The 25703-nt window shown below is 57.9% G+C and carries 27 protein-coding genes; 18 read left to right on the top strand and 9 right to left on the bottom strand.

The genetic code is table 11. The annotated features are described in order from the left end of the window. The first annotated feature begins 40 nt into the window (after positions 1–40). From ACA043_RS23465 to ACA043_RS23495, 7 genes are all read left to right on the top strand, one after another. Positions 41–610, top strand: a complete 570-nt coding sequence (locus tag ACA043_RS23465; RefSeq protein ID WP_497658009.1) for an electron transport complex protein RnfA — start codon at positions 41–43, stop codon at positions 608–610. Next, positions 607–1815 (top strand): electron transport complex subunit RsxB, encoded by a 1209-nt coding sequence (gene rsxB / locus ACA043_RS23470; RefSeq protein ID WP_497658010.1) that lies wholly within the window; start codon positions 607–609, stop codon positions 1813–1815. Before ACA043_RS23465 ends, rsxB begins: the two co-directional genes overlap by 4 nt. Then, positions 1802–2785: an RnfABCDGE type electron transport complex subunit D gene (locus ACA043_RS23475; RefSeq protein ID WP_497658011.1), complete on the top strand. Its 984-nt coding sequence runs from the start codon at positions 1802–1804 to the stop codon at positions 2783–2785. Before rsxB ends, ACA043_RS23475 begins: the two co-directional genes overlap by 14 nt. Then, positions 2782–3387 carry an RnfABCDGE type electron transport complex subunit G gene (locus tag ACA043_RS23480; RefSeq protein ID WP_497658012.1) on the top strand — a complete coding sequence of 202 codons (606 nt, stop codon included), beginning with the start codon at positions 2782–2784 and terminating at the stop codon, positions 3385–3387. Before ACA043_RS23475 ends, ACA043_RS23480 begins: the two co-directional genes overlap by 4 nt. Next, positions 3384–3953 (top strand): Rnf-Nqr domain containing protein, encoded by a 570-nt coding sequence (locus ACA043_RS23485; RefSeq protein ID WP_497615253.1) that lies wholly within the window; start codon positions 3384–3386, stop codon positions 3951–3953. The genes ACA043_RS23480 and ACA043_RS23485 overlap by 4 nt, the downstream gene beginning before the upstream one ends. Next, complete coding sequence (gene nth, locus ACA043_RS23490; RefSeq protein WP_187678169.1) at positions 3950–4588, top strand: endonuclease III; 639 nt, start codon at positions 3950–3952, stop codon at positions 4586–4588. The genes ACA043_RS23485 and nth overlap by 4 nt, the downstream gene beginning before the upstream one ends. Before the next feature lie 106 nt (positions 4589–4694). Next, positions 4695–4874, top strand: a complete 180-nt coding sequence (locus ACA043_RS23495) for a PA3496 family putative envelope integrity protein (protein WP_401272110.1) — start codon at positions 4695–4697, stop codon at positions 4872–4874. Between the two features lie 89 nt (positions 4875–4963). Here ACA043_RS23495 and ACA043_RS23500 read toward each other — a convergent pair whose 3' ends face one another. Next, positions 4964–5590, bottom strand: a complete 627-nt coding sequence (locus ACA043_RS23500) for a response regulator (protein WP_489878828.1) — start codon at positions 5588–5590, stop codon at positions 4964–4966. A 517-nt stretch (positions 5591–6107) separates the two neighbouring features. Between ACA043_RS23500 and ACA043_RS23505 the strand changes: the two genes are divergently transcribed. Beyond that, positions 6108–6824 carry a hypothetical protein gene (locus tag ACA043_RS23505; protein WP_401272117.1) on the top strand — a complete coding sequence of 239 codons (717 nt, stop codon included), beginning with the start codon at positions 6108–6110 and terminating at the stop codon, positions 6822–6824. Between the two features lie 132 nt (positions 6825–6956). On the opposite strand, the gene ACA043_RS23510 is transcribed toward ACA043_RS23505, so the two are convergent. Both ACA043_RS23510 and ACA043_RS23515 read right to left on the bottom strand, forming a co-directional pair. After that, positions 6957–8174: an argininosuccinate synthase gene (locus ACA043_RS23510; RefSeq protein WP_095190449.1), complete on the bottom strand. Its 1218-nt coding sequence runs from the start codon at positions 8172–8174 to the stop codon at positions 6957–6959. A 129-nt stretch (positions 8175–8303) separates the two neighbouring features. Continuing rightward, positions 8304–9212 carry a flagellar protein MotY gene (locus ACA043_RS23515; protein ID WP_497658013.1) on the bottom strand — a complete coding sequence of 303 codons (909 nt, stop codon included), beginning with the start codon at positions 9210–9212 and terminating at the stop codon, positions 8304–8306. Positions 9213–9372: 160 nt separating this feature from the next. On the opposite strand from ACA043_RS23515, the gene pyrC reads away from it, so the two are divergent. After that, a complete protein-coding gene (gene pyrC / locus ACA043_RS23520) occupies positions 9373–10419 on the top strand; it encodes a dihydroorotase (RefSeq protein ID WP_095190451.1) in 1047 nt (348 codons plus the stop codon). Next, on the top strand, positions 10416–11093 hold the full coding sequence (rnt, locus tag ACA043_RS23525) for a ribonuclease T (RefSeq protein WP_095190452.1): 678 nt from the start codon (positions 10416–10418) through the stop codon (positions 11091–11093). The genes pyrC and rnt overlap by 4 nt, the downstream gene beginning before the upstream one ends. A gap of 73 nt (positions 11094–11166) precedes the next feature. Here rnt and ACA043_RS23530 read toward each other — a convergent pair whose 3' ends face one another. Further along, entirely contained in the window at positions 11167–11769 is a 603-nt protein-coding gene (locus ACA043_RS23530) for a peroxiredoxin (RefSeq protein ID WP_187678173.1), read from the bottom strand. A 314-nt stretch (positions 11770–12083) separates the two neighbouring features. Here ACA043_RS23530 and ACA043_RS23535 point away from each other — a divergent pair, with 314 nt between their 5' ends. Together ACA043_RS23535 and bfr are read left to right on the top strand one after the other, a co-directional pair. Beyond that, positions 12084–12302: a bacterioferritin-associated ferredoxin gene (locus ACA043_RS23535; protein ID WP_093430580.1), complete on the top strand. Its 219-nt coding sequence runs from the start codon at positions 12084–12086 to the stop codon at positions 12300–12302. A gap of 200 nt (positions 12303–12502) precedes the next feature. Then, positions 12503–12976 carry a bacterioferritin gene (gene bfr / locus ACA043_RS23540; RefSeq protein WP_187678174.1) on the top strand — a complete coding sequence of 158 codons (474 nt, stop codon included), beginning with the start codon at positions 12503–12505 and terminating at the stop codon, positions 12974–12976. 106 nt (positions 12977–13082) lie between these two features. Here the strand turns inward: bfr and grxD are convergent, their stop codons facing one another. The 3 genes from grxD to plzR all read right to left on the bottom strand — a co-directional run bounded on the left by grxD (position 13083) and on the right by plzR (position 16053). Continuing rightward, positions 13083–13424 (bottom strand): Grx4 family monothiol glutaredoxin, encoded by a 342-nt coding sequence (grxD, locus tag ACA043_RS23545; RefSeq protein ID WP_187678175.1) that lies wholly within the window; start codon positions 13422–13424, stop codon positions 13083–13085. A gap of 97 nt (positions 13425–13521) precedes the next feature. Continuing rightward, positions 13522–15627, bottom strand: coding sequence for a molybdopterin oxidoreductase family protein (locus tag ACA043_RS23550; RefSeq protein ID WP_497658014.1), 2106 nt, complete (start codon positions 15625–15627; stop codon positions 13522–13524). A gap of 135 nt (positions 15628–15762) precedes the next feature. After that, positions 15763–16053, bottom strand: a complete 291-nt coding sequence (gene plzR / locus ACA043_RS23555; RefSeq protein ID WP_103305479.1) for a PlzR type 4 pili assembly inhibitor — start codon at positions 16051–16053, stop codon at positions 15763–15765. Positions 16054–16457: 404 nt separating this feature from the next. On the opposite strand from plzR, the gene argF reads away from it, so the two are divergent. Together argF and ACA043_RS23565 are read left to right on the top strand one after the other, a co-directional pair. Further along, on the top strand, positions 16458–17378 hold the full coding sequence (gene argF, locus ACA043_RS23560) for an ornithine carbamoyltransferase (protein WP_100845205.1): 921 nt from the start codon (positions 16458–16460) through the stop codon (positions 17376–17378). Beyond that, entirely contained in the window at positions 17375–18484 is a 1110-nt protein-coding gene (locus tag ACA043_RS23565) for an ABC transporter ATP-binding protein (RefSeq protein ID WP_489878826.1), read from the top strand. The genes argF and ACA043_RS23565 overlap by 4 nt, the downstream gene beginning before the upstream one ends. Before the next feature lie 77 nt (positions 18485–18561). Here ACA043_RS23565 and ACA043_RS23570 read toward each other — a convergent pair whose 3' ends face one another. Beyond that, positions 18562–19344, bottom strand: a complete 783-nt coding sequence (locus ACA043_RS23570) for a PhzF family phenazine biosynthesis protein (protein ID WP_401266485.1) — start codon at positions 19342–19344, stop codon at positions 18562–18564. Between the two features lie 98 nt (positions 19345–19442). Then, on the bottom strand, positions 19443–19913 hold the full coding sequence (gene ybaK, locus ACA043_RS23575; RefSeq protein ID WP_489878824.1) for a Cys-tRNA(Pro) deacylase: 471 nt from the start codon (positions 19911–19913) through the stop codon (positions 19443–19445). A gap of 351 nt (positions 19914–20264) precedes the next feature. Between ybaK and ACA043_RS23580 the strand changes: the two genes are divergently transcribed. From ACA043_RS23580 to glpD, 4 genes are all read left to right on the top strand, one after another. Further along, a complete protein-coding gene (locus tag ACA043_RS23580; RefSeq protein ID WP_187678181.1) occupies positions 20265–21116 on the top strand; it encodes an MIP/aquaporin family protein in 852 nt (283 codons plus the stop codon). Between the two features lie 77 nt (positions 21117–21193). Beyond that, complete coding sequence (gene glpK, locus ACA043_RS23585; protein ID WP_187678182.1) at positions 21194–22696, top strand: glycerol kinase GlpK; 1503 nt, start codon at positions 21194–21196, stop codon at positions 22694–22696. A gap of 95 nt (positions 22697–22791) precedes the next feature. Further along, entirely contained in the window at positions 22792–23547 is a 756-nt protein-coding gene (locus ACA043_RS23590) for a DeoR/GlpR family transcriptional regulator (protein ID WP_007916700.1), read from the top strand. A 312-nt stretch (positions 23548–23859) separates the two neighbouring features. Next, the gene (gene glpD, locus ACA043_RS23595; RefSeq protein WP_497658015.1) at positions 23860–25395 is read left to right on the top strand and encodes a glycerol-3-phosphate dehydrogenase; all 1536 of its coding nucleotides are present in this window, start codon (positions 23860–23862) and stop codon (positions 25393–25395) included. The last annotated feature ends 308 nt before the right edge of the window (positions 25396–25703 follow it).

Consider the following 25703-nt stretch of genomic DNA (forward strand, 5'->3'; position numbering starts at 1 on the left):
CTAACCTTATGAGACACCCGCCCGTTTCGCCGGCAGAACCATGACCGAACTTGTGCTTACGCTTTTCAGTGCTGCGCTGCTCAACAACTTCGTGTTGCACTGGCCGCTGGGCGTCGATCCGCTGCTGGCTGGCAATCGCCGCCAAGTGCATGCGCTGGGGCTGGCAACGCTGTGCCTGATGGTGGTGGTCGGCGTGTTCAGTTACGCGGCCTGGCACTGGCTGCTGGTGCCGCTGCAACTTGAAGCTCTGCGCCTGTTCGTGTTTCTACCGCTGAGCGTGCTGTTGATCGCGCCGATCCTGAAATTGCTGGCGCGCGGACTGCCCGACTGGCCGTTCGAAGGTTTGTGGCCGCTGTTACTGGGCAATGCCGGCGTGCTCGGCCTGGCGCTGATCAATGCGCAGAACGATCAGGGCCTGTTGCAGGCGACGGCGCTGAGTCTCGGTGCCGGGTTGGGCTTCTGGCTGGTGCTGAGCCTGTTCAGTGATTTGCGCGAACGCAGCGCCGACAACGATATTCCACTGCCCTTTCGCGGTTTGCCGATCGATCTGATCAGCGCCGGACTGATGGCTGTGATTTTTCTCGGATTCAGTGGACTGATCAAAACATGAGTCTGATTAAACGCATCGATGCCCTGCTGCCCCAGACCCAATGCGGCAAATGCGGCCATCCCGGATGCAAACCCTACGCACAAGGCATCGCCGAGGGCGAGCCGATCAACAAGTGCCCGCCGGGCGGTGACGAAACGGTCGCGGCGCTGGCCGAGTTGCTGAAAGTGCCGGTGCTGGAACTGGATATCAGCCGTGGCTCGGCACCGCCCCAAGTCGCCTACATCCGCGAAGCCGAATGCATCGGCTGCACCAAGTGCATTCAGGCCTGCCCGATCGACGCGATCGTTGGCGCCGCCAAATTGATGCACACGGTGATCATCGACGAATGCACCGGTTGCGATTTGTGCGTGGCGCCTTGCCCGGTGGACTGCATCGAAATGCATCCACTGCCGCTCGGCACGCTGCCGGTGGTCGGTGGCCTGGCCTTCAGCCTTGAAGAACAGCGCGCCCGCGCCGCCAAACGCGATCACGCCCGCCAGCGCTTTGAGCGACGCAACGATCGCTTGCTGCGCGAAGAACAACAGAAGCAGGCTGAGCGAGAGGCTCGAGCGAAAAAAGCGGCGCAACCTGAAGTCACTGCAACTGACCCGGTGCAGGCTGCACTTGAACGTGTGCGCGCGCAGAAAACCGCGACCGCCGATGCCGCGTTGAAAAAAGCCAAGATCGATGTGGCGATGAGCCGCGCACAATTGCATAAATCCCTGAAAGCCTTCGGCCATCCGCCGACTTTTGAGCAGCAGTCGCAATTGATCGTCTTGCAGCAGCAATTCGAAGCGGCCGAAGAGGCTCTGGCGAAACTTGAAAGCAACGCACCCGGCGATCCGGTCACGCCAGTCCCGGCGAAGGACGCTGAACTGAAACGGGCGAAGATCCAGTTGGCCATGCGCCGCGCCGAGCTGAAAAAGGCCCAGACCGCCGAGGCGCCCGCGCAGCAGATCGCCACGCTGGAACAGGCCCTGCGTGACGCCGAGCAGGCACTGCACGCTGCCGAAGCCGCCAGTGATCAGTCCGTGCCTGACCTCGTACGCGTGGAAAAACATCCGATCGACAGCCAGCTTCGACAGCTGAAAACCGAATTGGCCTACGCCCGCGCCGACCTCAATAAGCTCGAACGCCGCGCCGACACGCCGGGCGAAACCCTCGACAAGGCGCGCGCCCGCCTGCAAGACGCCGAGCGCCAGGTGCAAGACCATGTCGCCCCTTGACACGCCGGACGATCGCCTGCAACAGGCGATGAAGCTGGTGCTGTTGGCCATGCTGCCGGGGCTGCTGGCGCTGTTCTGGATGTACGGTTGGGGGGTGTTGATCAACTTGTTGTTGGCCGTCGGCGGCGCATTGATCGTCGAGACAGGCGTCACACGCCTGCGCCGACAGCCTTTGCAGCCGACACTGAGCGACGGCAGCGCACTGGTCAGCGCCACACTCCTCGCCGCTGCCCTGCCGCCTTATTGCCCGTGGTGGCTGACGGTGATCGCGATTGCTTCGGGCTTGCTGTTTGGAAAACACCTGTACGGTGGTGTTGGCAAAAACCCATTCAACCCGGCCATGCTCGGTTTTGCGCTGGCCATAGTGATGTTCCCGCAGCCGATGACCCACTGGCCGGCCCAAGGCATGGGGCTGCTCGACACCGTGCAGCAGGTGTTCAATCCAAGTCAGGCTCCTGACGCCTGGGTTCAGGCGACAGCACTGGACAGCCTGCGCATCAACAAAAGCCTGACCATCGATGAACTGTTCGCCGCCAATCCAGCCTTCGGGCGCTTCGGCGGACGTGGCGTGGAATGGGTGAATCTGGCGTTTCTCGCCGGCGGGCTGTTTTTGCTGCAACGGCGGGTGTTCGGCTGGCATGCACCGGTTGGCATGCTTGCCAGTCTGTTTGTGGTCAGTTTGCTGTTCTGGAATGGCTCTGGCTCCGATTCTCACGGCTCGCCACTGTTTCATCTGCTGAGCGGGGCGACCATGCTCGGCGCGTTTTTCATCATCACTGAACCGGTATCCGGGGCAAAAAGCGCACTCGCTCGCCTGCTGTTTGGTGTCGGTGTCGGGCTGCTGACTTACCTGATCCGCACCTGGGGCGGTTACCCGGACGGTGTCGCGTTTGCGGTGTTGCTGATGAATCTCTGCGTGCCGGCGCTGGAGCGTTTTGCCGCAAACCGACAAGCCCAGGTGACCCCATGAACCGCACGACCAGCGTACTCATACTGCTGCTGTTGGCCGGGGTCGGCATCGGTGCGACGTATCTGGTGCAACGCAGCAATGCGCCGCAAATAGCTGCCGAGCAACGTCTGCTCGACAGCCGCAAACTGCTCGATGTGCTCGCTTCAGAAACTTATGACAATCAACCGCTGCAGCAGCCGCTGGCATTGGCCGACATTGCCTTGAGCCACAGCACGCTGAGCGGCGGTTATCGCGCGACCAATGCCGGGCGAACGGTCGCAGTGCTGCTGCGTAGTCAATCGCAGGGTTATGCCGGGAGCATCGAGCTGCTGATTGCCATTGATGCGAACGGAAAATTGTTGGGCGTGAAAACCCTCAAACAAATCGAAACCCCGGCGCTTGGTGGCGTGATCGGCGACTGGCCTAATACCTGGCTCCAGGCATTCGTTGGCAAATCGAGCAACGAGCCGACGGATTCAGGTTGGGCGTTGAAAAAGGATCAGGGACAATTTGATCAAATGGCCGGTGCGACCATCACGTCCCGCGCGGCGATCAACGCAATCCATGATGCGCTGCGTTACTTCGATGAGCATCGCGCGGCGTTGCTGGGAAGTGGAACATGAATCTGTCGAATGCTCTGATGCTGGTCCTGCTACTTGGTACCACACAAACGTTGGCCGGTGCGCTGGGCACGCTGATGATGTTTGCCACCGTCGTGCTGGTCTATGGCGTCTGCATGGCACCCCTGCGTTCGCGCCTTAACGGTTCAAGTGCGTTGCTGGCAAGCCTGTTGCTCGCCGCTACGTTGACCAGTTGTGTGGAAATTTTTACGCAACGCTTTTATCTGCCCTGGCATCAGAACTTTGGCCTTTATGCTGGCCTGATTGCCTTGCAGTGCGTGGTGCTGGAACAGCATGGATTTTTCCGCCAGACGCGGATCGAACGGCTCAAACTCTGCGGTTTGTTCAGCACATTGATGCTGGTACTCGCTGTAATGCGTGAACTGCTCGGTCATGGCAGCCTCGGTCGCGGACTATCAGAACACTGGCAAGGTCTTGTTTTATTCAGTGAGGGGCTGCACATGGTCACTCTGGTTCCCGGCGCCTTCATCGTATTGGGGCTGCTGCTTGCGGCCCGTCAGGCGTGGACTCGCTCGAACTCAATTCCCAAGGAAACGCATCGCCCATGAATGCCGCAAAACGTCTTGAGATTTTTCGCCGACTGCATGAAGACAATCCCGAGCCGAAAACCGAATTGGCCTACTCCTCGCCCTTCGAATTGCTGATTGCGGTGATTCTCTCGGCGCAGTCGACTGATGTCGGCGTCAACAAGGCGACGGCGAAGTTGTTCCCGATCGCCAACACCCCGGCGGCGATCTATGCGCTGGGTGTCGAAGGCCTTTCCGAATACATCAAGACCATCGGCCTCTACAACAGCAAGGCCAAGAACGTCATCGAGACCTGCCGCATGCTGGTCGAACGCCACAACAGTGAAGTGCCGCAAACGCGTGAAGAGCTGGAGGCCTTGCCCGGCGTAGGCCGAAAGACCGCAAACGTGGTGCTGAATACGGCGTTCCGTCAACTGACCATGGCGGTCGACACGCACATTTTCCGGGTCAGCAACCGCACTGGCATTGCACCGGGCAAAAACGTGGTTGAAGTGGAAAACAAGCTGATGAAATTTGTGCCGAAGGAATTCCTGCTCGACTCCCACCATTGGCTGATTCTTCACGGACGCTACGTTTGCCTGGCGCGCAAGCCACGCTGTGGCAGTTGCAGGATCGAAGACTTGTGCGAGTACAAGGCCAAAACATCGGACGATTGACCGGCTATTAGATTTATTAACTGATCGATTGAAAAAATCTTTTTTACCCGTTGCTGCATTACCGATATAAGGGGCGCCAAAGGCAGTCTTAGCCGGAGTTAACCTTATGAGTAGCGACAAAGAGCAACTGGACGTAGAAGACGACGTTGACACCGCGGACGCTGACGCTGAGGAACCGGTAGTCGAAGTCGCCAAAACCAATCTGAGCAAACGCCGCACTATCGACAATCTGCTTGAAGAGCGCCGACTACAAAGGCGATTGGCCGATTACGACTTTGATCTCTGACACTTGAAAGCCTCCCGAAATGGAGGCTTTTCACTTTCTGCGACAAACTGAATCAGATCGGCCCATGACCCCGTCAGCTACCGAGACATTCAGACCAGTCCATTACGCTGTGCCAACTCGATCAAGTCCACCAGTGAACGCGCATTGAGTTTGAGCAACAAGCGGGTCTTGTAGGTGCTCACGGTTTTATTACTCAAAAACATGCCATCGGCGATTTCCTTGTTGGTCTTGCCACGGGCCAACTGTTGCAACACCATCATTTCGCGCCCGGAAAGGCGATCCACCATGTCGGCTTCACTGGCATTACCCAGACTGGTGCGCACTGTATGCAACGCCTGATTGGGGAAATAACTGTAGCCGGAGAGCACGGCCTTGATCGCGCTGAGTAATTCGGTCAGATCCTGCTGTTTACATACATAACCCGCCGCGCCCGACTGCATGCAACGCATTGAAAAATGGCCAGGCGCCTGGGAAGTCAACACCAGCACTTTAATAGGCATGGCAACCGAGGTAAGGCGCGCAATAACTTCCAACCCATCAAGTTTCGGTATTCCAATATCCAGAATGACAATATCCGGTATTTGTTCGCGAGCAAGTTGTAACGCATCCACACCGTTATCTGTTTCTGCAATGACTTCGTAGCCATGACGTTCCATCAGCATACGTACCGCAAGTCGAATGACGGGGTGGTCATCCACGATCAGCACTTTATTCATGGGCAAGTCCAGTTTCGCTGTTCGAATTTTTAGAGCACGCACAATATCCCAGTCACTTGCTCCATGGCATACCGGGGCTCTGATGCACTCGCATCGAGAGACATACCCTACGGGCATTGAGGATAATTCCTACAAAAAATCTGTCTCCCTCTAAACATCTGACAAAACCCACCTTTCAATCCCATGCAATATTTCAGCTTTGAAGTTGTAACCGCGTGCAACCGACTTCTCTGGAGACTCCCTGTCCGAGCAGCTATTCGTTGCATTCCTCACATAGGTAAGTGAATGAATATCCGCATCACGTCATACGGAGATTACACATCCGAAACATCAGGAAATAGCCGCAATTTCTTACAGCGCCAATATACCCCCCACCCAACCATAAAGACTTGAAACAAGCTATTTATACTTAAGACAACAGTTTTGCTATAAATAGAAACACCAACTACCCACTCACGACAATCAAGAACATATAAAGCGACTAACAATGAGAAAAATCAAAAACGAGAAAACACCCATGTTTAAAATAAAAAACAAAATCACCAACCCCATGACAGTTATCGCTATATTTGCAGCCATCTCCGAGACATCAGCTGCTATCTCTCTGCCGTTTCTCAACAATGAAGATCGCGAAATATACGTCTGGTTTCTGATCAGTTTTCCGTTTTATTTGTTACTTCTATTTTTTATTACCCTGAACTTCAACCACCGCTCACTTTATTCACCCTCTGACTTTGGCAAAGACAAGAGTTTTCTAAAGGCCAACGACCACAATGATCGCGACAACAAACGAAACATGCCGACGCAGGACACAATCGCACATTGCACGTTCGGCATATCAAGTAGTGTCGTGCCCAGCGAAACCGCTGCGGCCCAATGCGCCAACACGGGAAAAATCCATAATACGCTCGACCCGCCTCCTGGCATCATTACGAAGTCACACCGGACGCTTCAATACAATATTCAGTTGTCCGCTTCCGTAAGCAACCTGCACATCATCGATGCACGGGATATTGATGCATCGAGAGAGTTCGCCACGATTGTGGAAAAAATCCAACGCACCGACAAAAAAGCCACCCGTGTGATCGTGTTTCTTTCCAATCACGTGTCGGACGTTTCGCTGACGGAAAATGTGTTGCTGCACATCAAGCACGCGAAGAAAGGCTCAGGAACCACACTCTGCGTGGTTTACAACCTGTGCTCACAAGGGGTAACGCTGTTGGCGCGGGCCTGAAGAAAGAAGCATTGCCGAGAAGCAGATGCAGCGGAAAAACGTTCGATAAGAGCCAGACAAAGAATTTAAAAAAAGGGCGGCCTTGTCTCGAAGACAAGGCCGCCCTTTCATTGGCGCGTCAGTCTGTAAAAATCAGAACAGCTTGCGGCCCTTGTTGGCAGCAATACGCATGCGCAGGGCGTTGAGCTTGATGAAGCCCGCCGCGTCGGCCTGGTTGTAGGCACCGCCGTCTTCTTCGAAGGTCGCGATGTTGGCGTCGAACAGCGAATCGTCGGACTTGCGGCCGGTGACGATCACATTGCCCTTGTACAGCTTCAAACGAACAACGCCATTCACGTTGACCTGCGAAGCGTCGATCATCTGTTGCAGCATCAGACGCTCAGGGCTCCACCAGTAGCCGGTGTAGATCAGGCTGGCGTACTTTGGCATCAGCTCGTCTTTGAGGTGAGCGACTTCACGGTCCAGAGTGATCGATTCGATGGCGCGGTGAGCGCGCAGCATGATGGTGCCGCCCGGGGTTTCGTAGCAGCCACGGGACTTCATGCCGACATAACGGTTCTCGACGATGTCCAGACGGCCAATGCCGTGCTCGCCACCAATCTTGTTCAACGTCGCCAGCACGGTGGCCGGGGTCATTTCGACACCGTCCAGTGCAACGATGTCGCCGTTGCGGTAGGTCAGTTCCAGGTATTGCGGCTTGTCAGGCGCGTTCTCCGGGGAGACGGTCCAGCGCCACATGTCTTCTTCGTGCTCGGTCCAGGTATCTTCCAGCACGCCGCCTTCATAGGAGATGTGCAGCAGGTTGGCGTCCATCGAGTACGGGGATTTCTTCTTGCCGTGGCGCTCGATCGGGATCGCGTGCTTCTCGGCGTAGTCCATCAGCTTCTCGCGGGACAGCAGGTCCCACTCACGCCATGGCGCAATCACTTTCACGCCTGGTTTGAGCGCGTAGGCACCCAGCTCGAAACGTACCTGGTCGTTGCCCTTGCCGGTGGCGCCATGGGAAATGGCGTCAGCGCCGGTTTCGTTGGCGATTTCGATCAGACGCTTGGCGATCAGCGGACGTGCGATGGAGGTACCCAGCAGGTACTCGCCTTCGTAAACGGTGTTGGCGCGGAACATCGGGAACACGAAGTCACGCACGAATTCTTCGCGCAGGTCGTCGATGTAGATTTCTTTGACGCCCATGGCCTGAGCCTTGGCGCGGGCCGGCTCGACCTCTTCGCCCTGACCCAGGTCAGCGGTGAAGGTCACCACTTCACAGTTATAAGTATCCTGCAGCCACTTGAGGATCACCGAAGTGTCCAGGCCGCCGGAATACGCCAGAACGACCTTGTTTACGTCCGCCATGCCATCACTCCACGGGGTTCTACGGAAAGCCGAGGAGTCTACCGCCCAAACGCGATAATTTACAGAGGCGCGACAGCTTAAGACGACAAAGCGACAGAATCTGTCGAGAGCGCGACGATGACTGGCGGGTCAGGAAGTCGCTGCGGTGTTGGCCGGAGTGCTCGCTTGCGGCGCCGGAGCGGTGGTTGGCGCCACTCGCGCCAGTTTGACATTGACCCGACGGTTTTTCGCACGATTGGCCGCATTGGTGTTCGGCACAATAGGATATTGCTCGCCGTGGAAACGCACGGTGATCTGCGATTCCTGAATCCCATTGGCCTTGAAAAAGTCGACCACCGCCAGCGCCCGGCGGCGCGACAACTCACGGTTGGTCAGGCGATTTCCGCTGTTGTCGGAATGGCCGTCGAGCTCGATGTGATTGACCGTAGGATCGGCCTTCATGAATTCGAGCATAACTTGCAGCTTGGCTTTGGCGGCGGTGTCGAGGTCTACGCCTTCCCCGGGGAAGCCGATCTGCGACTGCTTGATCTGGTCGAAATTCTGCGGCAGCAATTTCGCCACACAGGTCTGGTAGTCGTTAAACGCCTTGCTGAACTTGACCGGCAATAAACGCACTTCCGACACTCGGCCATCACCCGAAGCACGGCGCACGACAGGACTGCGACCGTCCAGCAGGCCACTGATCAGACCGCCAGCCTGAGACTGCGAGCTGTTAAACAGGACATTGCCGCTACCGAGCTTGACGCTGCCCAGATTGATGTCACCACGGCCCGGTTGCCATGGTGCTGCGGCCGCGAGCAACGTCGCCGACCCGCCGCCCAACATGGCGTTGTAGGCGTTCAGACGGAATATCGCCTGCTCACCGGCCTTGCGCACGAATTCACCCGAGCCGAAGTCGGTGATCGGTTGTGTCAGGCGGCATTCGAACTTGTCGCCGGCGACCGTCCACTCAATGTTCTCCAGGCGAGTCTGGTAGGTGAGCGCCATCGCGGGAAGGCTGGCAAACACACTGAGCAAGGCTAAATAACGCTGGCGCACGGGAGGCTCCATTGGCTTCTGAAACACAAAGACCGATTCACACTATGTTTACGGCATACCTACGGGATATCGGAAGCTTCCCGCAAAACTTGATAGCGAGTGCCTGCAAGAGTCTTTTCCGGTAGCATTCGCCTCAGTTTGACCCGCCTGGAATCCCCTCATGTCCGACCGCCTGACCCTGCTGCGTCCCGACGACTGGCACATTCATCTTCGCGATGGTGCCGTGTTGACCAATACCGTTGCCGATGTTGCGCGCACTTTTGGTCGCGCCATCATCATGCCCAACCTGGTACCTCCGGTGCGCAACGCCGCTGAAGCCGACGGCTATCGCCAGCGGATTCTCGCTGCCCGCCCGGCCGGCAGTCGTTTCGAGCCGTTGATGGTGCTGTACCTCACCGACCGCACCCAACCCGAAGAAATTCGTGAAGCCAAGGCCAGCGGTTTCGTACACGCCGCCAAGTTGTATCCGGCTGGCGCCACGACCAACTCCGATTCCGGGGTGACCAGCATCGACAAGATTTTCCCGGCGCTGGAAGCCATGGCCGAAGTCGGCATGCCGCTGCTGATTCACGGTGAAGTCACTCGTGGCGATGTCGATGTCTTCGACCGCGAAAAGATCTTCATCGATGAGCACATGCGCCGCGTGGTCGAGCGTTTCCCGACGCTGAAAGTGGTGTTCGAACACATCACCACCGGCGACGCCGTGCAGTTCGTCAACGAGGCATCGGCCAACGTCGGCGCAACCATCACTGCGCATCACCTGCTCTACAACCGCAATCACATGCTGGTTGGCGGGATTCGGCCGCACTTCTACTGCCTGCCGATTCTCAAGCGCAACACGCACCAGGAAGCCCTGCTCGACGCCGCCACCAGCGGTAGCGCGAAGTTCTTCCTCGGCACCGATTCGGCCCCCCACGCCCAGCACGCCAAGGAAGCCGCTTGCGGCTGCGCCGGCTGCTACACCGCGTACGCCGCCATCGAGTTGTATGCCGAAGCGTTCGAACAGCGTAATGCACTGGACAAGCTCGAAGCGTTCGCCAGCCTCAATGGTCCGCGTTTCTACGGTTTGCCGGCCAACACCGATCGCATCACCCTGGTTCGCGAAGAATGGACCGCCCCAACCAGCCTGCCATTTGGCGAGCTGACCGTTATCCCGCTGCGCGCCGGTGAAAAACTGCGCTGGCGCCTGCTGGAGGAACACGCGTGAGTGAAGACCATTTCGACGACGAACTGGAAGGTCAAGGTGGCGGCGGCGGTTCCCGTCATCCGATGGCAGCGCGTTTTCGCGGGTACCTGCCGGTTGTCGTCGACGTAGAAACCGGTGGCTTCAACTCGGCCACCGATGCATTGCTGGAGATTGCCGCGACCACCATCGCCATGGATGAAAAGGGTTTTGTATATCCGGATCACACCTACTTCTTCCGCGTTGAGCCTTTCGAAGGCGCCAACATTGAAGCAGCGGCGCTGGAGTTCACCGGGATCAAACTTGATCACCCGCTGCGCATGGCGGTCAGCGAAGAAACGGCGCTGACCGACATCTTCCGTGGCATCCGCAAGGCGCTGAAAGCCAACGGCTGCAAACGCGCGATTCTGGTCGGCCACAACAGCAGTTTCGACCTGGGCTTCCTGAACGCCGCCGTCGCGCGACTGGACATGAAGCGCAACCCGTTCCACCCGTTCTCCAGTTTCGACACCGCGACACTGGCCGGTCTGGCTTACGGTCAAACCGTTCTCGCAAAAGCCTGTCAGGCAGCGGACATCGATTTCGACGGTCGCGAGGCGCACTCGGCGCGTTACGACACCGAGAAAACCGCTGAGCTGTTCTGCGGCATCGTCAACCGCTGGAAACAGATGGGCGGCTGGGAAGACTTCGACGACTGATAGTCGCCGTTTCAACCGCGCATGAAAAAACCGGCCACGTGGGCCGGTTTTTTTGTACCTCGACGTTGATGCCTTACAGGGCAGCAGCGTTCTCGGTCAGGTATGCAGCAACGCCTTCTGGCGAAGCGTTCATGCCTTTGTCGCCTTTCTTCCAGTTGGCAGGGCAGACTTCGCCGTGCTCTTCGTGGAATTGCAGAGCGTCGACCAGACGGATCAGCTCTTCCATGTTACGGCCCAGCGGCAGGTCGTTGATGATCTGCGAGCGGACAACGCCCTTGTCGTCGATCAGGAACGCGCCACGGAAAGCCACGCCGCCTTCGGATTCAACGTCGTAGGCCTTGGCGATTTCGTGCTTCATGTCGGCAGCCATGGTGTATTTCACCTGACCGATGCCGCCATTGTTCACTGGAGTGTTGCGCCAGGCGTTGTGGGTGAAGTGCGAGTCGATCGACACAGCGATCACTTCAACGTTGCGTGCTTTGAAGTCAGCCATGCGGTTGTCCAGAGCGATCAGCTCGGACGGGCAGACGAAGGTGAAGTCCAGTGGGTAGAAGAACACCAGGCCGTATTTGCCTTTGATGGCCGAGGACAGGGTGAAGCTGTCAACGATCTCGCCATTGCCGAGTACGGCCGGGACGGTGAAGTCAGGGGCTTGTTTGCCTACGAGTACGCTCATTGATATCTCCTGGTGTAAAAACTTGAAGTTCAGGGTCCGGGCCAGCCTGCCACCCTGAGGCGACAGCCCTGTGACACGAACCCCCTTCGCAAGGGCCGACCATCATACACTGCGTTTTTGGCCTGTCCTTAACGGTTTTTTAAAGCAGGCGGATAACGGCGTTGCATTTACAGGGCCAGGCAGATGGCCAGTCACTACCGCTCGTCAGTCACTCGCTAATCCCGGCAAAAGCCTTCCGAAAGCACTTTGACAATCATTCTCGTTAACATTAAGATCCATCGCAATTGAGTCACAACCAGCGACGGTTCTCACTTATGTATGTTTGTCTCTGCACTGGCGTCACCGACGGTCAAATCCGCGATGCGATCTATGAAGGTTGCTGCAGCTACAAAGAAGTGCGCCAAGCTACCGGCGTCGCCAGCCAATGCGGCAAATGTGCCTGCCTGGCCAAGGAAGTGGTTCGCGAAACCTTGACGAAGCTGCAAACCGCCCAGGCTGCGATCCCCTATCCAGTAGAATTTACTGCTGCGTAATTACCCATATTTCAAAGAACCGGACTTATGTCCGGTTTTTTTATGCCCGCAAATCAATCGGTTAGGCTCTAGACGCGGAACACAAACATTCTTATTCAGATTTATTTTCATTTATTATTCAATAACTTAGGTTTGACACTTATAAACGTGCAGCTCAAACTCCGCCTTATATACAGCTATTACAGGGCAGGACTCCGATCATGAAAGGCGACATTACAGTCATCCAGCATCTCAACAAGATCCTTGCCAATGAGCTGGTCGCGATCAATCAGTACTTCCTGCATGCGCGCATGTACGAAGATTGGGGCCTGAACAAGCTGGGCAAGCACGAGTACAAAGAATCCATCGACGAGATGAAGCACGCGGACAAGCTGATCAAGCGCATCCTGTTCCTCGAAGGCCTGCCGAACGTGCAGGATCTGGGCAAGCTGCACATCGGTGAACACACCAAAGAAATGCTGGAGTGCGACCTGCGTATCGAGAAGACCGGCCACGCCGACCTTAAAGCCGCCATCGCGCATTGCGAGACCGTTGGCGACTTCGGTAGCCGTGAACTGCTCGAAGACATTCTCGAATCCGAAGAAGAACATATCGACTGGCTGGAAACCCAACTGGGCCTGATCGACAAAGTCGGTCTTGAGAACTATCTGCAATCGCAGATGGGCGAAGAGTAAGTTAGCGCCCGCTAAACTTGCGACACTAAAAAGCCCCGCCCTCTTTCGAGGCGCGGGGCTTTTTATTGCCCGGGTTTCAGCATTTGCTGAAACCCACAGAAGCCAATCAGGCTTCGGACTTGTTCGCAGCAGCCGCTTCGACAGCAGCCTTGATGGTGGTTTGCAGCGAACCGTCTGCAGACATCTCGGTCATGATGTCGCTGCCGCCGACCAGCTCACCACCCACCCACAGTTGCGGGAAAGTCGGCCAGTTGGCGTACTTTGGCAGGTTGGCGCGGATTTCCGGGTTCTGCAGGATGTCCACGTACGCAAACTTTTCGCCACATGCCATCACAGCCTGCGCAGCTTTCGCGGAAAAGCCACACTGTGGGGCATTCGGCGAGCCTTTCATGTAAAGCAGAATGGTGTTGTTGGCAATCTGCTCTTTAATCGTTTCGATGATATCCATGGAGCACCTCGGCTGAACTTTCCGACTCATGGGTCGGCACGGTGGCGCATTGTAACGGAATCCCGAGCGCCATGCTCGGTCTCCCCGACAGACATGTTCAAGCCGCCGCCACTGTCACCGGCACGCCATTGAGCGCGGCATTACCGGACAACTCGTCGAGCTGGCATTCATCCGTCAGGTCGTTGGCACTCGAACCCGGCTGACCGCTGGCAATCGCCATCTGCACACCAGGGCGCGCATGGCCCCAACCGTGCGGCAGGCTGACCACGCCCCTCATCATGTCCAGACTGCCGAGCACTTCCACTTCGATCTGCCCGACCCGCGAACTGACCCGCACCAACTGACCGTCATTGAGCCCACGGCTGGCGAGATCATCCGGATGCATCAGCAACTGATGACGCGGCTTGCCCTTCACCAGACGATGGTAATTGTGCATCCACGAATTATTGCTGCGCACATGGCGGCGGCCAATCATTAACAGCTCATCGGCGGCCGGCGCCTGCAATGCGGCGAAGCGTGCGAGATCCGCGAGGATCTCCGGCGGCGCTGCTTGCACCCGCTGATCAGGCGTTTTCAGACGCTTCGCCAGATTCGGTTTCAACGCGCCCAGATCAACGCCATGGGGATGATCGAACAGCGTCGCCAGCGACAGCTTATGCTCTGAAGCATCGCCATAGAGGCCCATGCGCAGCCCCATGTCGATCATCTTCGCCGGCGGCATCGTTGGTTTGAGCTCCTTGCCGGTTTGCTCGGCAAAGGCCCTGGCCAACCCGACAAAGATCTCCCAGTCATGCAGCGCGCCCTCAGGCTTGGCGAGGATCGCGCGGTTGAAACGACTAACGTTGCGCACCGCGAACAGGTTGAACGTGGTGTCGTAGTGATCGTTCTCCAGCGCAGAAGTGGACGGCAGGATCAGGTCGGCATAACGGGTGGTTTCGTTGATGTACAGGTCGATGCTGACCATGAACTCCAGACCGTCCAGCGCTTGCTCCAATTGTCGGCCGTTGGGCGTCGACAACACCGGGTTGCCTGCAACGGTGATCAGCGCGCGGATCTGCCCCTCGCCTTCGGTGAGCATCTCTTCAGCCAGTGCCGACACCGGCAGTTCGCCGCCGTACTCGGGGCGCCCGGAAACACGGCTTTGCCATTTGTTGAAATGCCCGCCCGAGGTCGACGCCACCAGATCAACAGCAGGCTCGGTGCACAGCGCACCGCCGACGCGATCCAGGTTACCGGTCACCAGGTTGATCAACTGCACCACCCAGTGACACAAGGTGCCGAACGCCTGAGTCGATACGCCCATCCGCCCGTAGCACACCGCGCTTGGTGCGGCAGCAAAGTCGCGGGCCAGTTGGCGAATCTGTTCGGCGGGAACGGCGCACAACGGACTCATGGCTTCGGCGGTGAACGTCGCCACGGCGGCGCGGACTTCGTCCAGCCCATCGACTGGCAAATGACTGTCGCGGGTCAGGCCTTCATCAAACAACGTGTTGAGCAAGCCAAACAGCAGCGCCGCATCGCCGCCCGGGCGCACGAACAGATGCTGATCGGCGATCGCGGCTGTCTCGCTGCGCCGTGGGTCGACCACCACCACTTTGCCGCCGCGCGCCTGAATCGCTTTCAGGCGTTTCTCCACGTCAGGCACAGTCATGATGCTGCCGTTGGACGCCAACGGATTACCACCGAGGATCAGCATGAAGTCGGTGTGATCGATGTCCGGGATCGGCAACAGCAAGCCATGGCCGTACATCAAGTAGCTGCTGAGGTGATGCGGCAATTGATCGACCGACGTCGCGGAATAACGATTGCGCGTCTTCAGCAGACCGAGGAAATAGTTGCTGTGAGTCATCAGCCCATAGTTATGCACACTCGGGTTGCCTTGATAGACCGCCACCGCGTTTTGCCCATGCCGTTCCTGAATCGCCGCCAGCCGCTCGGCCACCAGCGCGAACGCCTCGTCCCACTCGATCGGCAGCCATTCACTGCCGACCCGGCGCATCGGCTGGCGCAGGCGATCAGGATCATTCTGAATGTCTTGCAGGGCCACGGCCTTGGGGCAGATGTGGCCACGGCTGAAGGTGTCGAGAGCATCGCCCTTGATCGAGGTGATCGCGACAGCGCCATCAGTTTCGGTGGTCTCGATGGTCAGGCCGCAAATGGCTTCACACAGGTGGCAGGCACGGTGATGGAGAGTCTTGGTCATGGCCAGTCTCTGTTTTGTTCTGGGGCAGGTAATGATGCCTGCGGGAACAAAACTATGGCCCCTACGTCGGTGGGGCGCCAGCGACGTTCGTCTTGTGAATCGACGGCTATCAGGCGAGCCGATAGCCCGCCGCGATCAGTTGGACGGCAGTTGCGGCGGCGCCTGCAACTGGATTTCCTGAATGGTTTCGATCTGCTCGTGGGCGACGTGTACGCCGGTGAGTTCGCCGATCAGACGCCAGTGTTCGTCTAGCCCGGCGCTGATGGTCGCCATGCGGTCGATCATCTGCCGGCTGGCAGCTTTGACCACGTCGTCTTCGCTGCGCAGCAGTTCGAAGGACATCGAAGTGACCGAAGCGGTGAGATGGGTCAGAGAGCGAGCCGTATGGCCCAGCAATTCCATTAACAATTTTTCTTTCGATTCCATGCGGAGGCTTCCTGCGTCGCTCGAAACGTATTTATAACCCAGCACTTTGCTTTAGCAAATGTTTCAGACTGAGCATCCGACCAAGTGGTGGCATGGCGCCATGGTCGTAAACCGACCAAAGCGGCGCTATCCCCGCCAAACCGGATTGCCAAGCCCTGCGAGGCCAGTGTACAAAGAGGCTCGCTGCTGTCCTGAACCCGGTTTCAAATGCGTGACGACTCTATTAAGTCCGCCCTCCGAATCCCGCAAAAACCGTAGCCTATTGGAAAAACGCGACATTTAGTGTCAATATCGCGCCTCCCCCTATTTCGTCGCCCCGTGCGGCTTACGCCGCAGGTCTCGCCCGTTGTTCCGATAAACAAGGCTTTGAGCATCTGCGGTTTGTAGCAAAAAGGTAGTCAATGATGAGCGCAAGGCACTTTCTCTCCCTGATGGATTGCACGCCCGAAGAGCTGGTCAGCGTGATCCGTCGAGGCGTTGAGCTCAAGGACCTGCGTAACCGCGGCGTACTGTTCGAGCCTCTGAAAAACCGCGTGCTGGGGATGATCTTCGAGAAATCCTCGACCCGTACCCGGATCTCCTTCGAGGCCGGCATGATCCAGCTCGGCGGCCAGGCGATCTTCCTTTCGCCGCGCGACACCCAACTGGGCCGTGGCGAGCCGATCGGCGACTGCGCCATCGTCATGTCGAGCATGCTCGACGCGGTGATGATCCGTACCTTTGCCCACAGCACCCTGACCGAATTCGCCGCCAACTCGCGCGTGCCGGTGATCAATGGCCTGTCCGACGACCTGCACCCGTGCCAGTTGCTGGCCGACATGCAAACGTTCCTGGAACATCGCGGCTCGATTCAGGGCAAAACCGTGGCCTGGATCGGCGACGGCAACAACATGTGCAACAGCTATATAGAAGCGGCGATCCAGTTCGACTTCCAGTTGCGTATAGCCTGCCCCGAAGGCTACGAGCCGAACCCTGAATTCGTCGCCAAGGCCGGCGATCGCGTGACCATTGTCCGCGATCCGCAGGACGCCGTGCGCGGCGCGCATCTGGTCAGCACCGACGTCTGGACCTCCATGGGCCAGGAAGAGGAAACTGCCAAGCGCCTCAAACTGTTCGCACCATTCCAGGTCAACCGCGCCCTGCTCGATCTCGCTGCCGAGGACGTGCTGTTCATGCACTGCCTGCCCGCGCACCGTGGCGAAGAAATCAGCCTCGACCTGCTTGATGACCCGCGCTCCGTCGCTTGGGATCAGGCAGAAAACCGTCTCCACGCACAGAAGGCCCTGCTCGAGTTCCTCGTCGAACCGGCATATCACCACGCATGAGCCATGAATTACTGCTGAACCTGCGCAACCTCGCTTGCGGCTATCAAGACCAACGCGTGGTGCAGAACCTCAATCTGCACCTCAATGCCGGTGACATCGGCTGCCTGCTCGGCTCGTCCGGTTGCGGCAAGACCACCACTCTGCGTGCCATTGCCGGTTTCGAACCGGTGCACGAAGGTGAAATCACGTTGGGTGGCGAGACCATTTCCAGCGCCGGTTTCACCCTCGCGCCGGAGAAACGCCGGATCGGCATGGTGTTCCAGGACTACGCGCTGTTCCCGCACCTGAGCGTCGCGGACAACATCGCCTTCGGCATCCGCAAGCACCCGCACAAGGATCGCGTGACCGAAGAGCTGCTGGAACTGGTCAACCTGAAGAACCTTGGCAAGCGTTTCCCGCACGAGCTGTCCGGCGGCCAGCAACAGCGCGTTGCCCTCGCCCGCGCCTTGGCACCGGAACCGCAACTGCTGCTGCTCGACGAGCCGTTCTCCAACCTCGACGGCGAGTTGCGCCGCAAGCTCAGCCACGAAGTGCGCGACATCCTCAAGGCCCGTGGCACCAGTGCGATTCTGGTGACCCACGACCAGGAAGAAGCCTTCGCCGTGAGTGATCACGTTGGCGTCTTCAAGGAAGGTCGACTGGAACAGTGGGACACGCCCTACAACCTCTATCACGAACCGGCGACGCCGTTTGTGGCCAGTTTCATCGGTCAGGGTTACTTCATTCGTGGCCAACTGAACACTCCGGAATCGGTGCAGACCGAACTGGGTGAACTGCGCGGTAATCGTGCTTATACATGGCCGATTGGTGGTGCGGTGGATGTGCTGTTGCGTCCTGACGACATCGTTTATGCGCCGGACAGTCCGCTGAAGGCACGGATTATTGGCAAGACATTCCTCGGCGCCTCGACGCTCTATCGCCTGCAATTGCCGACGGGCTCGCAACTGGAATCGATTTTCCCGAGCCATGCTGATCATCAGGTTGGCGCAGAGGTCGGAATTCGTGTTGCCGCTGAACATCTGGTGTTGTTCCAGGCGAGTGGCAGCACAGCAGCGCAAATACCAGCAGTGGAAAACGGCGTGCGCCGATTCAGCACCGCTTATTAAGATCAAAAGATCGCAGCCTTCGGCAGCTCCTACATTGATCCCTGTAGGAGCTGCCGAAGGCTGCGATCTTTTAGCTTTTAAGCGAGCAACAACTTACCGCTCGCAACGAGCGTCGCATTGCCACCGATCTTCACCCGCTCACCCTCCAGACGACAGAACAACTCCCCGCCCCGCGCCGAACGTTGGCACGCGGTCAGACTGGATTTACCCAGACGCTTCGACCAATACGGAATCAGACTGCAATGAGTCGAACCGGTCACTGGATCTTCATTGATGCCGATGGCCGGCGCGAAGTAGCGCGAGACAAAATCATGATGATTGCCGCGAGCTGTGACGATAGCGCCCAGCCATGGCAGTTTGGCCAGTGCGACCATATCCGGCTTGCAATCGAGCACGGCCTGCTCCGATTCCAGCACTACAAACAACTCATTTGACCCGAGCACATCCACTGCTTCGACGCCCAGCGCCCGCTCGACATCCAGCGTCACACCGATTTCCGACGGCACAATCGACGGGAAGTCCAACCACAAGCGGCCACCTTCGCGACTGACACTCAGCGGTCCGGACTTGCAAACGAAGTCCAGACGTTCGGCAGTTTCCTTGTAGATCTCGAACAGGACATAGGCACTGGCCAGCGTCGCGTGCCCACACAACGGCACTTCTGTAGTCGGGGTGAACCAGCGGATGTGCCAGGCCTGACCTTCACGCACCAGAAATGCGGTTTCCGCCAGATTGTGCTCGGCGGCGATCTTCTGCATCAACTCATCCGCCAGCCATGCGTCGAGTCGATAGACCATCGCCGGATTGCCACTGAACGGCCGATCACTGAATGCGTCGACCTGATAAAACTCGAGCTGCATAACCTTCTCCCTAAGTTCGTCGGCAGAGCATGCAGCGCGGGTCGGATCAGCGCCAGTGACAGAACCGACCAATTTTCTTCATACAGCGCAGGCCGATCTCAGGTTCGACCAATCTCGGCGAATTTTGCCTGGGTATGTTCGGCCAAGACCATTGGCGCCAGCTCAACCTCTAGCCCGCGCCGACCGGCGCTGACATAAATAGTCGCAAAACCCTGGGCTGAACTATCGATAAAAGTGCGCAGGCGCTTCTTCTGACCCAACGGGCTTATGCCTCCCAACAGGTAACCGGTGGAACGCTGCGCGGCTGCCGGATCAGCCATCTCGACTTTCTTCACGCCGGCGGCATGCGCCAGACCTTTGAGGTCGAGCGTTCCGACGACCGGCACGACAGCCACTAACAATTCACCTTTTTCACTCGCCGCCAGCAGCGTCTTGAACACCTGAGCAGGCTCAAGCGCCAGTTTTTCTGCGGCCTCCAGCCCATAGGACGCGGCCTTCGGATCATGTTCGTAACTGTGCACGCGATGTTCGGCACGAACTTTTTTCAACAAGTCCAACGCAGGGGTCATGGCAGCTCCAGGCTCGGCAGTGGCAGAAAAAACCTGTGGCGGATTTTAGGCCATCGCACCACAAAAGGCTCTATTCCAAGCCACGTTTCCCGTGGGCTGCAGGCTTTTGAGCACGCGGATCACAAACGATCATTCACATAACGAATAGTTTAATTGTGACCGACAGTTCACTTTCGACCTTTGACAGGTTTGTTTCTTGTCTATATTTTTTCGAATCTGAATAATGTAAGAATTGTCGACATCGCAGCACCCAGCAGTAAACCGGGAACAGGATGGGGATCCTGCCCCGGGGAAAATCGCGCATTGCCCTGTTGGCAATGCGCCAGACAACAACAAAAATCGAGGTTTTCAATGACAACTGCTTTACAGCAACCATCGCTCTCGGGCCAATGCATGGCCGAGTTTCTGGGGACTGCACTCCTGATCTTTTTCGGTACCGGTTGTGTCGCCGCGCTCAAAGTCGCGGGCGCCAGCTTCGGACTGTGGGAAATCAGCATCATCTGGGGCGTCGGCGTGAGCATGGCGATCTACCTCACCGCCGGGGTTTCCGGTGCGCACCTCAATCCTGCTGTGAGCATCGCGCTGACAATCTTTGCTGACTTCGAAAAGCGCAAACTGCCGTTCTATATCGTCTCGCAGATTGCCGGCGCCTTCTGTGGTGCGCTGCTGGTCTACACGCTGTACAGCAATCTTTTCTTCGATTACGAACAAACTCACCAAATGGTTCGTGGCTCGGCTGCCAGCCTTGAGTTGGCGTCGGTGTTCTCCACTTTCCCGAACCCTGTGCTGTCTACCGCTCAGGCATTCCTGGTCGAGATGATCATCACTGCCATCCTGATGGGCGTGATCATGGCCCTGACCGATGACAACAACGGTCTGCCAAAAGGCCCGATGGCGCCGCTGCTGATCGGCCTGTTGATCGCGGTGATCGGCAGCTCGATGGGTCCACTGACCGGTTTTGCGATGAACCCGGCACGTGACTTCGGTCCAAAACTGATGACTTTCTTCGCTGGCTGGGGTGAAATTTCCTTCACCGGCGCCCGTGAAATCCCGTACTTCCTGATTCCGATTTTTGCACCGATTGTCGGTGCCTGCCTCGGCGCTGCCGGGTATCGCGGGCTCATCGCCCGTCACCTGACCGGCGCCACACCTGCTACAAAGGATGCAGAACCGGCCATTGAAGGCAAACCAAGAACTTCTTGAAACAGTCGGCGCAGGCTCCTGCCCTATAGAGCCTGCGCCCCGGCCCACTCTCCCTTATTTCGTCCAAGGCAATCGACATGACCGACATTCAGAATAAGAACTACATCATTGCCCTCGATCAGGGTACGACCAGCTCCCGCGCGATCATTTTCGACCGCGACGCGAACGTGGTCTGCACCGCGCAGCGCGAATTCGCCCAGCATTACCCGCAAGCCGGTTGGGTTGAACACGACCCGATGGAAATCTTCGCCACCCAGAGCGCGGTGATGGTTGAAGCGCTGGCCCAGGCCGGCCTGCATCACGATCAAGTGGCCGCCATCGGCATCACCAACCAGCGTGAAACCACCGTGGTCTGGGACAAGACCACCGGTCGCCCGGTCTACAACGCGATCGTCTGGCAGTGCCGCCGCAGCACCGAGATCTGCCAACAGCTCAAGCGTGACGGCCACGAAGACTACATTCGTGACACCACGGGTCTGGTCACCGACCCGTACTTCTCCGGCACCAAACTGAAGTGGATCCTCGACAACGTCGAAGGCAGCCGCGAGCGTGCGCGCAACGGCGAATTGCTGTTCGGCACCATCGATAGCTGGCTGATCTGGAAATTCACCGGCGGCAAAGTCCACGTCACCGACTACACCAACGCCTCGCGCACCATGCTCTTCAACATCCACTCGCTTGAGTGGGATTCGAAGATGCTGGAGATCCTCGACATCCCGCGCGAGATGCTCCCGGAAGTGAAAGCGTCTTCGGAAATTTACGGTCGCACCAAGAGCGGCATCGCCATCGGCGGTATCGCTGGTGACCAGCAAGCGGCACTGTTCGGCCAGATGTGCGTCGAGCCGGGCCAGGCAAAAAACACCTACGGCACTGGTTGCTTCCTGCTAATGAACACCGGCGACAAAGCGGTGAAATCCAAGCACGGCATGCTCACCACCATCGCTTGCGGCCCGCGCGGCGAAGTCGCTTACGCGCTGGAAGGTGCAGTGTTCAACGGCGGTTCGACCGTGCAGTGGCTGCGTGATGAACTGAAGATCATCAACGACGCCCACGACACTGAATACTTCGCCAGCAAGGTCAAGGACAGCAACGGCGTGTACCTGGTGCCGGCCTTCACGGGTCTGGGCGCTCCGTACTGGGACCCGTATGCCCGTGGCGCGCTGTTCGGTCTGACTCGCGGCGTGCGCGTGGATCACATCATCCGCGCCGCGCTGGAATCGATCGCCTATCAGACCCGCGACGTCCTCGACGCCATGCAACAGGACTCCGGCGAACGCCTGAAGGCTCTGCGCGTGGACGGCGGCGCAGTGGCGAACAACTTCCTGATGCAGTTCCAGGCCGACATCCTCGGCACTCAGGTCGAGCGCCCGCAAATGCGTGAAACCACTGCACTCGGCGCGGCTTACCTGGCCGGCCTGGCGTGCGGCTTCTGGGGCAGCCTGGAAGAACTGCGCGGCAAAGCGGTGATCGAGCGCGAATTCGAGCCGAGCCTGGACGAAGTCGAGAAAGAGAAGCTGTATAAAGGCTGGAAAAAAGCCGTCAGCCGTACCCGTGACTGGGCGCGTGAAGACGCTGAATAAGCCAGTCTGAGGACTGACTAAGGCTGGAAACTGGTCGGGAGCGGATTCCTGCGGCATCATGGGCAAATTTTGCACGGCAGCCCAAAGGAAGCCCCATGAATCTGCCTCCCCGTCAGCAGCAAATCCTCGAGCTGGTCCGCGAACGCGGCTATGTGAGCATCGAGGAAATGGCCACGCTGTTCGTTGTTACCCCGCAAACCATCCGCCGCGACATCAATCAGCTCGCGGAAGCCAATCTGCTGCGTCGCTACCATGGCGGTGCGGCCTATGATTCCAGCGTCGAAAACACTGCCTATGCGATGCGCGCCGATCAGATGCGCGATGAAAAGCAACGCATCGGTGAAGCCATCGCCGCGCAGATCCCCGATCATGCCTCGCTGTTCATCAATATCGGCACCACCACCGAATCGATTGCCCGCGCCCTGCTCAATCACAACCATCTGAAGATCATCACCAACAACCTGCACGTGGCATCGATGCTCAGTGCCAAGGATGATTTCGATGTGCTGCTGACCGGCGGCAACGTGCGCCGCGATGGCGGTGTTGTGGGTCAGGCGAGTGTGGATTTCATCAACCAGTTCAAGGTTGATTTCGCCTTGGTTGGCATCAGTGGTATCGACGAGGACGGCAGCCTGCTCGACTTCGATTATCAGGAAGTGCGGGTCTCCCAGGCGATCATTGCCAATGCACGGCAGGTGATTCTGGCGGCGGACTCGAGCAAGTTCGGACGTAACGCGATGATTCGCCTTGGGCCGATCAGCCTGATTGATTGTCTGGTCACCGATCAGCAGCCGGTGCCCGCGTTGGCGCAGTTGTTGAGTCAGCACAAGATTCGTTTAGAAGTCGTTTAACCCCCTCAGCATTCCCATGTGGCGAGGGGATTTATCCCCGAGGGGCTGCGAAGCGGCCCTCTCAGCATTTCAAAGTGGAACCTCGTTTGATGGTTTTGGGACTGCTCCGCAGTCCATCGGGGATAAATCCCCTCACCACAACCACTCTTCTTCGCCTATTAATGTTCGAAAATTTTCCTTTCCCTGCCCTTCGATGAGTTTTTTCAATCGAAGTCGACTGGCTGTGCGCGTGTTTATGGGCTACCATTTTCGCAAATGAACATTAATGTTCGATTTCCAATACAGAAAATCAAAAGAGCCCGAGGCCAGCCGATGTCCACATCTACCTTGCGTACGCCCCCTATCTCCGAGATCTACGACCTCGCCGTCATCGGCGGCGGGATCAATGGGGTGGGGATCGCAGCGGATGCCGCCGGTCGCGGTCTCTCGGTGTTCCTTTGCGAAAAAGATGACCTGGCCAGCCACACCTCGTCGGCCAGCAGCAAGTTGATCCACGGTGGCCTGCGTTACCTCGAACATTACGAGTTCCGCCTGGTGCGTGAAGCGCTGGCTGAGCGTGAAGTGCTGCTTGCCAAGGCGCCGCACATCGTCAAGCCGATGCGCTTTGTGTTGCCGCACCGTCCGCACCTGCGTCCGGCGTGGATGATCCGTGCCGGTCTGTTCCTGTATGACAACCTCGGCAAACGCGAAAAGCTGCCAGGTTCGAAAAGCCTGAAGTTCGGCGCCGACAGCGCGTTGAAAAGCGAAATCAAGAACGGCTTCGAATATTCCGACTGCTGGGTCGATGATGCCCGCCTCGTTGTATTGAACGCCATGGCAGCCCGTGAAAAAGGCGCCCACGTCCACACCCAGACCCGTTGCGTCAGCGCCCGCCGCGCCAAGGGCCTGTGGCACCTGAACCTGGAACGCGCCGACGGCAGCCTGTTTTCGATTACCGCCAAAGCGCTGGTGAACGCCGCCGGTCCGTGGGTGGCCAAGTTCATTCGTGATGACCTGAAGATGGAATCGCCGTATGGCATCCGTCTGATTCAGGGCAGCCACATCATCGTGCCGAAACTGTACGAAGGTGAAAACGCGCACATTCTGCAAAACGAAGACCAGCGCATCGTCTTCACCATTCCGTACCTGAACCACTTCACCCTGATCGGCACTACCGACCGTGAGTACACCGGCGATCCAGCCAAAGTGGCGATCACCGAGGGCGAAACCGATTACTTGCTGAAAGTGGTCAACGCCCACTTCAAGAAGCAGATCAGCCGCGACGACATCCAGCACAGCTATTCCGGTGTACGTCCGCTGTGCAACGACGAATCCGACAACCCGTCGGCCGTGACTCGCGATTACACCCTGGCACTGTCTGGCGGTACCGAAGAAGCGCCGTTGCTGTCGGTGTTCGGCGGCAAGCTGACCACCTATCGCAAACTCGCCGAATCGGCAATGGCGCAACTGATGCCGTTCTTCACCCAGATGCGCCCGAGCTGGACGGCCACCGCCACCCTGCCCGGCGGCGAAGACATGACCACCCCGCAGGCGCTGAGCGCGCTGATCCGCGACAAGTTCGACTTCGTGCCGACTGAAATCGCTCGCCGCTGGTCCACCACCTACGGCAGCCGCACCTGGCGCATGCTCGAAGGTGTCGAGACCCTCACCGATATGGGTGAACACATCGGTGGCGGGCTTTACACCCGTGAAGTCGATTACCTGTGCAGCGAAGAATGGGCGACCACGGCGCACGACATTCTGTGGCGCCGCAGCAAGCTGGGGTTGTTCACCACGCCGGCCGAGCAGGAGAAGCTGGCGGCTTACCTGGGCAAGGTCGAGCAGAATCGCAAGATTGAAGCGGCCTGATCTGAGCAGCGCTTGAACGAAAGCCCCTGAATTTTGAGATTCAGGGGCTTTTTTGTTGGACAGCCAGAACCAGCCCCCTCCCGGCCCTCTCCCCATTCGGTTTTCCGAACGCGACCTGACGGTCGATTCGGTTAACCGGATCAGTTTGATCTTAAAAAACCATCACAAAACTTTAATAACTTTATAAATCATATAGTTAATGACAGGCTGGTGGTCTGGCACGACTCATGCTCTACACTCTCTCGACGAATGCCTGTTGAGCCAACACTTCAGGAGCCGTCAGGCATTCGAAGCACAAAAGGGCCGAC

The sequence above is a fragment of the Pseudomonas sp. LBUM1648 genome (assembly GCF_059716145.1).